Here is a 12,381-nt window from a genome sequence, read left to right on the forward strand (position 1 = left end):
TGCCCGTGTGGCTCGCACCGTCTTTTGTTCGTCACTCGTCATTCGTTACTCGTTCGTTCATTTTTTATCCGCTTGTCGTGCTACGACTTTGCGTGTTTTAACAGAAGAAATAAAATATTTAATTTATAATAGTCAATTATGAAAATAGCTTTACTCGGATATGGCAAAATGGGTAAAACCATTGAACAAATAGCCATCGCTCACGGACACGAAATCGTGTTAAAAATAGATAATGCCGAAACTTCTTACGACATTACAATAGCCGATGTGGCTATAGAATTCAGCACCCCCAGCAGTGCCTTTGCTAATATTAGCAACTGTCTCACACACAAAGTCCCCGTGATTGCAGGTACTACCGGTTGGTTAGCCCAATACAACGAGGCAGTAGTTTTGTGCCAAAAGCACCAAACCGCTTTTCTCTACGCCTCTAATTTCAGTATAGGGGTAAATGTATTTTTCGCACTGAACAAAACCTTAGCCAAACTGATGGCTAAACTCAAAGACTATGAGGTAGCTATCGAAGAAATTCACCACACTCAAAAGCTCGATGCCCCCAGCGGTACTGCGATTACTTTGGCAGAAAGTATTATCGCTGAAACTGATAAAACAGGTTGGCATTTAAACACAGCTACCGAGAACGAAATCCCTATCGTAGCCAAGCGCATAGATAGTGTCCCAGGCACTCATATCATCACCTATACCAGTGAGGTAGACATCATAGAAATCAAACATACCGCTCACAATCGCAAAGGCTTTGCTCTCGGTGCCGTTATGGCAGCCGAATGGATTGTAGGTAAGCAAGGAGTATTTACGATGAACGATGTACTCAATCTTCATTAAGCGTATTTTTTAATCAAAAAACTACTTATCTAAAAAAAAGGCATTATCTTTGCACTTTAATAACTCATAATTTTTAACATAGGACTCTTAACTAAAAGAATGTATAAAATTATCTTTTCTGATATCGATGGCACTCTATTAAGTGGTTCGCGAACCCTTACGCAGAACACCATTCACGAAGTAAAACAACTGAAAGACAAAATACCTTTCATTTTAGTATCTTCACGTATGCCTGAGCAAATGTACCACATACAAAAAGACTTAGGCATCACAGGATTACCACTTATCGCTTATAATGGCGGATTAGTGCTCAATGACGAAAAGGTGCTACACTCTACTACTATCCCCTACTCTATTCTCGAAGAAGTAGTCGCTCTCAACGAACAAGAGTTCAATGCTCAGATACACATTAGCTTTTATTATAACGACGAGTGGTATGTACCCGCTAACGATGAATGGGCACAACGTGAAGAAACAATTACCAAAGTAACTCCTACCGTGCGACCTAATCGCGAAGTACTCTCTGAGTGGAAACAAGCAGGACACGGCGCTCACAAGCTAATGCTGATGGGAGAAGAAACTCTTATAGAGCGAATGTTCAAGCTACTAAACGAGAGATATACAGAGGTAATGCAAATCTATCGCGGGAGAGAAACTTATATAGAACTATCAGATATCAGTATTTCTAAACTCACAGGAGTGAAAATAGTATCAGACGAGATATATCACTTACCTTTGAGCGAAGCAATAGCTTTTGGCGATAACTATAACGATTTGGAGATGCTCAAAGGCGTAGGTTGTGGCGTAGCAGTTGCTAATGCTCGCGACGAAGTAAAAGCTGTAGCCAAATACATAACGCTTCACCACTCGAAAGACGGTGTGGCAACATTCTTAAAACAGTTAAGAGAACAAAAAGTAATGAACCTTTAAACGTTAATCATTCATCATTATGATATATTTATATATTTTAATCATTGCACAGCTCATCAATGGGCTATTCTTTTGGAAAGGATATGAAAAAGCAGGTTACAAAGCGTGGCAAGCCTTTGTTCCCTTCTACAATACCGTTATTTTCTTACGTATCATCTCTCGCCCTTGGTGGTGGGTATTCCTGCTATATTTGCCTGTAATAGGTAATATTATGGTAATTGTGATGACTTACGAATGGTTACACGTATTTAACTATCGCAAGAAGCGTTACACCTTGCTATCAATAATTACTTTGGGACTTTTTGCTGCCTACATAACCTATTTACCTTCTACACACTACGTAGGTAAAGATGTAGAAGCCATCAAAAAGAATGTTTCCTCTTGGGTGAGTGCTACTATCTTTGCGGTAGTAGCAGCTTCAGCTATTCACACCTACTTTATACAGCCTTATATGATACCTACTTCCTCTTTAGAAAAAACCCTCTTGGTAGGCGATTTTCTTTTTGTAAGTAAGTTTCACTACGGAGTGCGTGTACCTATGACTCCACTATCATTACCTATGGTACACGATTCAATTCCTATAATAGGCACAAGATCGTATATCAAAACGCCTCAGTTACCTTATTTGCGTTTACCTGCTTTGCAGAAAGTACAGCGCAATGATATTACGGTATTCAACTGGCCTACCGATACAGTAAGGTACTTCCGAGACAATTCGGGCATTCACGTAGATAAGCCCATAGATAAGAAGTCTAACTATGTAAAACGCACAGTAGCTATCCCTAACGATGTATTAGAAATCAAAAACGGCGATGTATGGATAAATGGCAAAAAAGAAATCTATCCTGTACGTGCCAAGTTACAAACTTCTTATATAGTGGTTACACAACCCAATTTATTCAGTCATCCCGATGAGTTTAGAGTAGTGATGTACCAACAGTACGGTGTTACCGATCCCGCTTATCCCATCAACAACGACACTTATATTTTTACTTCCCTTACAGATGATGTAGCTAAGGCTTTGGAAGCTAATACAAGTATTGTGTCAGTTACTCGCAATGTAAATAAGGCTGGGGTCTACAATCCTGCAATCTTCCCTCACAGTCCTACTTTTGCTTGGAATGAGGATAATTACGGACCTATTACCATTCCTGCTAAAGGAAAAAACGTAATACTTACTAAAGAGAATTTGCCTTTGTATAAACGCATTATTAGTGAATATGAACACAATAAATTAGAAACAAAGGGTGATGATATTTACATCAATGGGCAGAAAGCTTCCTCTTATACCTTCCAACAAGATTACTACTGGATGATGGGAGATAACCGTCACAATTCTGAAGACAGTCGTTTTTGGGGTTTTGTACCTGAAGATCACGTACTTGGTAAACCCGTACTCATTTGGATGAGTTTAGACAAGAATGCCTCAGGATTTAAGAAAATACGTTGGCAACGTTTGTTCACTACCGTAAATGGTGAAGGTGAACCTGTGTCCTACCGATATATTGTATTTGGGTTACTTGGTTTGTGGTTGGTATATAGTTTGGTTAAAAAGAAAAAAGTAAAAGAATAATATGGTTGAACAAGTATTATTACACCCTACTTATTTTCCTTCTATTGCTCAATTTCACTTGATGTTGAACAAACCTTGCGTTTTAGAAGTCTCTGACAACTATCAGAAACAAACCTTGCGCAATCGCACATATATTTACGGTGCCAATGGCAAGCAATCCCTAAACTTACCTATTAAGCACGTAGGAGGTGAAACTGGACGACAGTTGTTCAAAGATGTGAAAGTAGAGAATAATTTCCTATGGCAACGTCTGCACTGGAAAAGTTTAGAGACAGCCTATCGTACATCTCCTTATTTTGAGTATTATGAAGACGATTTGGTTCGTATTTTTGAAAAGCAATATACTTACTTACTCGATGTAAATATCGACACAATTGAAACTGTTTTAGCCTGTTTGTTAGTACATATTAACTTTGACAAGACAAAAACGTATGAAGCCGAGCCACAAGGAGTGAAAGACTATCGTTTTTTGAGTAGTGCTAAAAAAAAATACTCTGTAACAATGCCCCCTTACCACCAAATATTCTCAGATAAATATGGTTTTATTCCTAACTTATCTATTTTAGATTTGCTTTTCCACGAAGGGCCTAATACACAAGAGTTTTTAACTAAGGTAAAAGTGTAGCACTATAATACAGTGTGTAAATACACATCATAAACGTATAATTACACAAATTAAAAGAAGGTTACAAAAAATAATTACTTTTTTATTATCAAAAAATACTTCCTTATAATCAGTAATTTACAAAATGTAATATAAAGGAATGTTTTTTTGGCACAGAGTTTTCAATATAGTAAACAGAAGATTGCTAAAAGAAACATTGTTAAAACAAGAATTAGAAAAAACATTTTCATTAAAACTATCAAACTTAAAACAAAATCTTATGTAAAAAAACTTTATTACTGAGAACAGTAATAGAGATTCTAAAACTGAAAAATTTTCTTCATTTTTGGAGTTAGTAGTAGTATTTATATGCATTGTGAAAAAGGCTCTCTAAGAAATTAGAGAGCTTTTTTTATATTTAGAATGCTATTGCTAACTTCTTTTTATAAAATAGTCATAATTAAATATTTTTTCTTAATTAATTTGGTACTTAAAAAAAGTTGCTGTACTTTTGTGGTTCATTTTAACACCAATTCATTTATGAAAAAATTCGTATTCTTCTTTGGGCTTTTATATGCCACAACAGTTTTTGCACAAAGCAAACCTAACATTATACTTATTGTTTCAGACGACCATTCGTATCAAACGATTGGGGCTTATAACAATGGAGCTACTAATGCAACTCCTGCAATTGATAAACTTGCTAATGAGGGGGTAAGGTTCAACAAAGCTTTTGTTACCAACTCTATTTGTGGTCCTAGTAGGGCTTGTATTCTCACGGGTAAGTATAGCCATAAGAATGGCTTTATGGACAATGAGACATCACACTATAATTCTTCACAACAACAGTTTGTGAATCTCTTGCAACAAGGAGGCTACCAAACCGCTTGGGTGGGAAAATACCACTTAGGCGATGACCCCAAGGGCTTTGACTTCTTCAAAATCTTAGTAGACCAAGGTCGTTATTTTAACCCCGACTTTATCATTGAAGGTAAAAAACGTGTAAACGAGCAAGGTTATGTAAGCAATATCATTGAAAATGAAGCCGAAAAATGGCTCGATCGTCGTGACCCTAATAAACCTTTCTGTTTGGTTGTGGGGCATAAAGCGGTGCATCGTACTTGGATGCCCGATTTACCTGAATTAGGAGCTTATGAACAGGTAAACTTCCCATTGCCCGATACTTTCTTTGACGATTATGCAACTCGCAAGCCCGCAAGTTTGCAAGAAATGTCCATTGGTAAGGATATGATGATGGGTTACGATTTGAAGATGTTCAAAGATGAAAAAGAAGAAGTGCAAGATGCAAACTTCTCTCGTATGACCACTATTCAATTAGCACATTACAACGATTTTTATAACCCTATACGTCAACAGTATTTCAACGCCAATCTCAGTGGTAAAGAATTAGCACAATGGAAGTTTCAACGCTATATGCGTGATTATCTATCTACCGTAAGATCGATGGATAAGAACATTCAGCGTATGCTCGATTACTTAGAAAAGCACAAATTGAAAGACAATACTGTGATTATCTATATGTCCGACCAAGGTTTTTATATGGGCGAGCACGGTTGGTTTGACAAACGTTGGATGTACGAAGAATCTTTCCGTACCCCAATGATTGTCTCTTACCCTAAACTTTTTCCTAAAGGCACAACCAACGATGATTTTGTGCTGAACATCGACTTGGCGCCTACTTTCTTAGAATTAGCCGGCTTGCCTATCCCTGCTGACATACAAGGCAAATCGTTCTTACCGCTGTTTGCTAAAAAAGCCAAACCTATACGCAATCAAATATTCTATCACTACTACGAAAACGGAGAACACGCAGTATCACCTCATTTTGGTGTTCGCACTGATCGTTATAAACTCATTCGTTACTACAAACGCGTAAATACTTGGGAGCTATTTGACCTCAAAACCGATCCTAAAGAACTCAACAACGTCTATGGCAAAAAAGAATATCTGAAAATCGCTAAACAGTTAGAAGCTTTACTTTTAAAAGAAATTCGAGACAAGCAAGACGATTTGGCTGAGAGGGTATTTTTCAATAAAGAGTTTCCTGTGAAATGAATTTTATAACGATTCCACTTTGCCAAAATTTGTAACATATTATTTATATGAAAAACTACCTATACATTATCATATCATTTTTTCTAACCATAGTCTCTTATGCACAACACTTGGATTCCATTTTCGAAAATCCAGCATTGCAAGAAATCAATCGAATGTCAATGCGTGCCTCCTACTTTCCGTTTGAGAATATAGCTAAAGCAAAAAATGGTACCATAAAGCAATCAGAACGTTTCCTAAATCTCAATGGCTTGTGGTCATTCCTTTGGAAAGAAGACTATCGTCAGTTGCCAAAAGACTTCTACAAAACCAATTTTAACGAAAGTCAGTGGAAGAAAATTCCTGTACCTTCTAATTGGGAAGTACAGGGATATGGCGTTCCAATTTACGTGAACGCTTCTTACGAATTCAATCAAAAGAACCCTACTCCTCCCGATATTCCTGATAGTCTCCAACAAAATGCTGGTCTGTATCGCAAAACTTTCGATTTGCCCTCTTCTTGGCGAGGAGAAAAGGTATACCTACATTTAGGAGCAGTGAAATCGGCATTTAAACTGTATATAAACGGTAAGTTTGTGGGTATGGGTAAAGACAGCAAGTTGGCTTCGGAATTTGACATTACACCTTATATCACTAAGGGCAAAAACCTTATTGCAATGGAAGTACGTCGATGGACGGACGCAAGCTACCTCGAATGCCAAGATATGTGGCGCTTTTCGGGAATTTCTCGTGATTGCTACCTCTATATGCGACCTAAAGTGCATTTATACGACCTTAGTATCAGCGCTGGTTTAGATAAAAACTACACCAATGGCAAACTCACCACTTCGGTGGAAGTGTGGAACGAAACTCCAAGCGATGTCTCCAAATACCAAGTGGAAGTGAGTCTGTTCGACAAAGAACAACTACTCTACCAAGAGCAAAAAGCAACTATCGGACTCAAAAAAGCCTTTGGTAAAACTGAATTGCAATTCGAAGCACAATTGCCACAAGTGAGAGCGTGGAGTGCCGAAACGCCTTATCTGTACCGTTTACAAATGGTGCTGTACGACGCTGAGGGAAAGGTGAAAGAAGTAGTAAGTCGTCCCATAGGCTTTAGAACGATTGAGATAGAAGGTGCTAACATTTTGGTAAACGGCAAACGCGTACTCTTCAAAGGGGTAAACCGCCACGAAACCGACCCGTATACGGGACAGGTAGTGAGTCAAGAACAGATGGAGAACGATGTAAAGCAGATGAAAGCTCTCAACTTTAATGCGGTACGTACCTCTCATTACCCTAACGACCCTTATTTCTATGACCTTTGCGATAAATATGGTCTTTACGTAATGGACGAGGCTAATATAGAAAGCCACGGTATGCATTATGAAATGGATAAGACTATCGGCAATGACCCCGTGTGGGAATATGCTCATTTACTACGTTTGGAACGTATGGTAAAGCGCGATAAAAACCACCCATCGGTTCTGTTTTGGAGTATGGGCAACGAGTCTGGTAACGGTTGGAACTTCTACAAAGGCTATCAACACATAAAAGGCTTAGACCCCTCACGCCCTATTCACTATGAACTAGCTCACTACGATTGGAATACGGATATTGAGTCGCGTATGTACCGTCGTATTCCTTTCCTTATCGACTATGCGCTCAGCAATCATACTAAACCCTTCTTGCAATGTGAATACGCTCACGCAATGGGTAACAGTGTAGGTAACTTTCAAGAATATTGGGACGTGTATGAGCATTATCCTAAACTACAAGGTGGTTTTATTTGGGATTTCATCGATCAAGGGCTTTATAAAACCTTACCTAATGGCAAGAAAATAGTAAGCTACGGGGGTGATTACGGTGATAAAAATACTCCCAGCGATAATAATTTTCTTATCAATGGAGTAATAGCTTCCGACAGAAGTTGGCATCCTCACGCCTATGAAGTACGCAAAGTGCAACAAGAAATAGGCTTTCAATATCAAAATAACCAACTGATATTGCGCAACAAGCATTTCTTTAAAGATTTATTAAACTACGAAATACATTGGCAACTGCTCAAAGAAGGTGTACCTGTTCAAAGTGGTAATATTACCAACTTAATAATATTACCACAAAGCGAGGCTACTTTTTTACTACCTCCTCTTAAAACAGACGATAAAGCAGAATATATCTTGCAATGTACCGCCCGTCTCAAACAAGACGAAGGCCTTTTAAAGAAAGGTACAGAACTCGCTTTTGCCGAGTTTCCTCTCACCTCCTACACTCCTCAAAAATCTTTTGTTGATACAACACCTTTACAGGTAGAAGAAACAGCCAGTCATATTCTATTGCATAATAAGCACTATACAGCCAAAATAGATAAACAAACAGGCAAATGGGTATCGTTTCAAGTGAAGAATGAAGAGCTCTTTGCTCCCGAAGGCTTAGAGGTAAATTTATGGCGGGCTGGCACTGATAACGACTTTGGGGCAGGTTTACCTAAAAAACTGCAACAGCTTCAAGAGGCAGATAAAAAAGCTGATAGTGTCCGTATATCGGTAGAAAAACTCAACTCCGGTCAAGTGAAGATAACCCTACACAAGCGATTGGTAGAAGGTACAATTAATTACACTCAAGAGTTGCTTTTTGATGGCAAGCCTTCCGTAACGGTGAGCAATCACTTCAAACCGCTAAAGAACGACAAAACGCTTACTTTTAAGATAGGCAATCATCTTACACTACTGCCTTTTCAGCGCATTCAGTGGTATGGTAGAGGTCCTTGGGAAAGTTATTGGGATAGGAAAACATCGGCTATGGTAGGCTTGTACGAAGGTGCTATTGCTAACCAGTATTACCCTTATGTGCGTCCGCAAGAGAATGGTAATAAAACTGATGTGCGTTGGGCAAAGCTCAGTAAGAAAAAAGGAGTAAACATTGGCATTTATAGCACAGGTTCTTTACTAAATATAAATGCCCTGCCTTATAGTCCTGCACAGTTATTCCCTGGTATAGAAAAAGGACAAACACACGCAGGTGAACTCACCCCTGATAAGTATACTCACTTAGACATCGACTTGCAACAATTAGGTTTGGGAGGTGACAACAGCTGGGGCAACTTACCAATGGAACAATACTTACTGTATCTGTATCAGCCTTACAGCTATAGTTACAGAATAGAAGCTTTTTAATGGCATATTCTTATATAAGCAAAGCACAGATTTCTTGATAAACTCAAGTCGTCTGTGCTTTTTTGTTAAACCCCTTATAAAATTCTTTTCTTCTAATATATATCAAGTGTTCTTTCTTCTTCAAAGCCGTCAGGAAGCGTAAATATAATAGTGTAGCGTCCTTTGGGTAGATATACTTTACCATCAGTAGCAATAGGTAAAAATATCTTTTGAAGACTCTTCTCATAGGCTGTCTTACCCGCATAAGACATCGTCAAGTCATAAGGTATATAATTAAACCCAACATTTGTCTTATAAGTAAATGTTTGCAAGGTAACACGTCCTTTCATCACTTTTATAGGTATTGATAAATTTTCCTTTGAAGCAAAAGCATAGAAATACACATTAGGCTTCACTGGTTCTTCCCATTCGTTATTGGTATTTCCCCAATTCGCAGAATAAGGAAGCGTAATAGGCGTTTCAAGTGGATAAAAATCTTGCGAGGTAATCGCCACTCTTAGCTCTTGCATCATCTTCACCGAGGTGCGAAAAATACCTCGTCCCAATGTCGCAACTGTCATTTCGCCATTTGTTTCGTCTATATAAATATCGTAAACGCCTGTTTCGGGCAATCCTTTGCTGAATGGTTGCCAACTTTCACCTAAGTTAAACGAAATATACACCCCATTATCAGTTCCTGCATAAAGAATCTGACTGTTTTTAGGGTCTTCTTTGAGTACATTCACTTTACTATCGGGTAGGTTAGAATGAATATCTGTCCAACTCTTGCCATTGTCATTACTCATAAAAATAATAGGGTCGATATTGGAATCATCAGTACTAATAAGGGTTGCCAATACGCGGTTACGCTGGTGTTTAGAGGCAATAAGGTTGTTCACTTTTAGCGGACGAGGGAAGGCGTTGTATATCTGTTTCCACGATACCCCTCCGTTATCGCTGGTGTAAATCATACCATCGTCACTACCCGTATAAAGCAAACCAAACATAAAAGGCGATTCAGCTATAGCCGAAATTGTACCATATGCCTTGTTGCCCTGCTTGTTACCATTGGTTACATCGTCCGAAATAGTCCGCCAATTCCTACCTTTGTCCATAGAAATGTGCAATTTATCGCTTCCTATGTAAATAATATCTTTGTTTTGTGGCGAAATAAGTAGTGGTGCATTCTTGCCAAAACGCAACGGTTCCTTGTTTTCACCGTAATAAGCACTTCCTAACGGAAAAAGCTGGTCTCTATCAGGCAAAAAAGTAAAGAACTTGCCATAAGGTTCTGCGGCATAGCTATCATTGCCAAACGATAGCGAATGAATAGCTTTTCTGAACGTATTCCAATGACTGTTATTTTGTGCCAATACCACTTGGTCACTGACATAGTAAGGTGTTTTGTTAGCTTTGTCGTAACTCAGCTGGGTAAAAGCCATTGCTTGTGGCACATTCTTAAAAGCAAAACTTTTTCCATTGTCGTAAGATACCTGTAATCCACTACGAGTTGTACAAAATAGGGTACCCTGTTGTAAGTAAAGTTGTTCATAGCTATTGTCCAACGAAATCGGTTGCTTGCTTTTCCACGTCCTGCCTCCATCGGTAGATTCCAATAAGGGATACCCTCCTATAAATAAGTGTTTTTTATTACTAAGGTCTACGCCGATGCCCCCAAAACGTTCTCCATTTTGGTAATACACATCATTCAGAGGCTGAGCATTCGCCTTTTGCCAAGAATTACCTCCATCTTCGGTTACGTACACTTCCGCACCTATAACCTCTTGGGTACTTACACCCAAATAACTCAGTAGTTTAGCAGGAGAGGTTACCTCTGCAGCTATCATATCTTTGAGATTCTGAGCTGTATATTTCTCGTCCTGACCTATATTGTGCAAAAACACATTTAAACGGTTGTTATCTAACGCGAGGAAATCGGCTTTGCTCATCACATCAAAATCTTGAGCGGAGAGATGAATGCGCACTACTTTCTGTACAGTGTTAATATTCTCTTTCTTTTTGGCATCGCGATTATCTACTATCGCATAATAAGTCTGACTGTTAAAACAGCTCACACCTATCTTACCAATGTTATTCCCTTTGAGAAATCCGTTATTTACCGTGATTTTCGTCCACGTATTGCCTTTATCAGCGCTCTTGTAAATAGCACTATTACTGCCATAAGGAGCACTGTCCCACTGACTGTTATTCACTTCCCACGATACAGCCAAAAGCATTGCCCCATCGGGCGAAGCAGTAATTTGCGTAATACCCGCACGAGTGCTTACAAATAGTTTTTGTTGCCACGTTTTTCCGCCATCAGTAGTTTTGAAAATACCGCGTTTTTCATCGGCTTTATAAGGGTTACCCAGTACTCCTGCCACAAGTTCTTGGGGGTTAGTAGGGTTAATATACAAACTACTAATGCGTTGCATTCCTCCCAATCCCTTAAAGTCAGTTGTTTTGCCTTTATCGGTAGAGATAAAAACGCCATAAGGGGTCGCAACCGCCAAAGTCCCCGATTGCCAATCTACCGTCAGTGCTGTGATACTTTGTGTAGGGAGGGTTGAGCATAGTTCTTGGTAGGTTTCCCCGCCATTTTGGGTAAGCCATACGCCTCCGTTTTCTGGAGCAACTATAAACTCACTGCTGTTTTTAGGGTTTACACTCAGCGCACTGATGCGATTGCCTATCTCTTTTACTGTTACTTGCTCAAAAGGCGTTTCGCGTACCCACGAACGCGCTTTGAGCTCCTCTTTCTGACGCAAAGGAAGCGGTAGCAGTTCTTGGGCAGTGAGAGTTGTCGTGATGATTAATAAAGAAAATACAAAAGTAAAGATTTTATTTTTCATATTTATTTGCAGAATTCTCTTTAAGTTGTTGTTTTTAGGGTGCAAAAATACAACAATTTATTGAAATGAGCTAATATTCTAAGAATATTTATCCCATTACCCTTGTCATTCTCCTCATTTGTCACTCGTCATTTCTTCCTTTTTCCGTCTCCACATTCCCCCTCTCCGAGGAAGCCAGCGAAAGCTGGGTATGTGTAAGGGGGAGGTTTCTTTTAATTTTCCGTCACACTCCCCCTATTGCCTATGACCTAAGGCCTATCACCTCTTCCCTTTTCTTTCGCCTCGAAACCTCTTTTTTAACATTTTTTACACTGTTGTATTATATTATTAATCAATCATTTACACACCCTTTCTATACCAATCGTCCAAGAT

Annotated in this window: 7 protein-coding genes; 6 read left to right on the forward strand and 1 reads right to left on the reverse strand. The window is 38.9% G+C overall.

Annotation, left to right across the window (positions count from 1 at the left end; genetic code table 11):
* Positions 1-138 precede the first annotated feature (138 nt).
* From dapB to HMPREF9078_RS01270, 6 genes are all read left to right on the forward strand, one after another.
* On the forward strand, positions 139-840 hold the full coding sequence (gene dapB, locus HMPREF9078_RS01245) for a 4-hydroxy-tetrahydrodipicolinate reductase (protein WP_009418896.1): 702 nt from the start codon (positions 139-141) through the stop codon (positions 838-840).
* Between the two features lie 99 nt (positions 841-939).
* On the forward strand, positions 940-1,770 hold the full coding sequence (locus HMPREF9078_RS01250) for a Cof-type HAD-IIB family hydrolase (RefSeq protein WP_009418897.1): 831 nt from the start codon (positions 940-942) through the stop codon (positions 1,768-1,770).
* 19 nt (positions 1,771-1,789) lie between these two features.
* Positions 1,790-3,343 (forward strand): signal peptidase I, encoded by a 1,554-nt coding sequence (lepB, locus tag HMPREF9078_RS01255; RefSeq protein WP_009418898.1) that lies wholly within the window; start codon positions 1,790-1,792, stop codon positions 3,341-3,343.
* Position 3,344: 1 nt separating this feature from the next.
* Positions 3,345-3,968: a WbqC family protein gene (locus tag HMPREF9078_RS01260; RefSeq protein ID WP_009418899.1), complete on the forward strand. Its 624-nt coding sequence runs from the start codon at positions 3,345-3,347 to the stop codon at positions 3,966-3,968.
* 519 nt (positions 3,969-4,487) lie between these two features.
* The gene (locus HMPREF9078_RS01265; protein ID WP_009418901.1) at positions 4,488-6,023 is read left to right on the forward strand and encodes a sulfatase; all 1,536 of its coding nucleotides are present in this window, start codon (positions 4,488-4,490) and stop codon (positions 6,021-6,023) included.
* A gap of 47 nt (positions 6,024-6,070) precedes the next feature.
* Positions 6,071-9,178, forward strand: a complete 3,108-nt coding sequence (locus HMPREF9078_RS01270; RefSeq protein ID WP_009418902.1) for a glycoside hydrolase family 2 TIM barrel-domain containing protein — start codon at positions 6,071-6,073, stop codon at positions 9,176-9,178.
* 92 nt (positions 9,179-9,270) lie between these two features.
* Here the strand turns inward: HMPREF9078_RS01270 and HMPREF9078_RS01275 are convergent, their stop codons facing one another.
* A complete protein-coding gene (locus tag HMPREF9078_RS01275; protein WP_009418903.1) occupies positions 9,271-12,009 on the reverse strand; it encodes a sialidase family protein in 2,739 nt (912 codons plus the stop codon).
* Between the last annotated feature and the right edge of the window lie 372 nt (positions 12,010-12,381).

It is taken from the genome of Capnocytophaga sp. oral taxon 380 str. F0488, assembly GCF_000318255.2.
Classification (GTDB): Bacteria; Bacteroidota; Bacteroidia; order Flavobacteriales; family Flavobacteriaceae; genus Capnocytophaga; species Capnocytophaga ochracea.

Coding starts and splice junctions, on each gene's coding strand:
- dapB (WP_009418896.1), top strand. CDS start 139: ATGAAAATAGCTTTACTCGGATATGGCAAAATGGGTAAAACCATTGAA.
- HMPREF9078_RS01250 (WP_009418897.1), top strand. CDS start 940: ATGTATAAAATTATCTTTTCTGATATCGATGGCACTCTATTAAGTGGT.
- lepB (WP_009418898.1), top strand. CDS start 1,790: ATGATATATTTATATATTTTAATCATTGCACAGCTCATCAATGGGCTA.
- HMPREF9078_RS01260 (WP_009418899.1), top strand. CDS start 3,345: ATGGTTGAACAAGTATTATTACACCCTACTTATTTTCCTTCTATTGCT.
- HMPREF9078_RS01265 (WP_009418901.1), top strand. CDS start 4,488: ATGAAAAAATTCGTATTCTTCTTTGGGCTTTTATATGCCACAACAGTT.
- HMPREF9078_RS01270 (WP_009418902.1), top strand. CDS start 6,071: ATGAAAAACTACCTATACATTATCATATCATTTTTTCTAACCATAGTC.
- HMPREF9078_RS01275 (WP_009418903.1), bottom strand. CDS start 12,009: ATGAAAAATAAAATCTTTACTTTTGTATTTTCTTTATTAATCATCACG.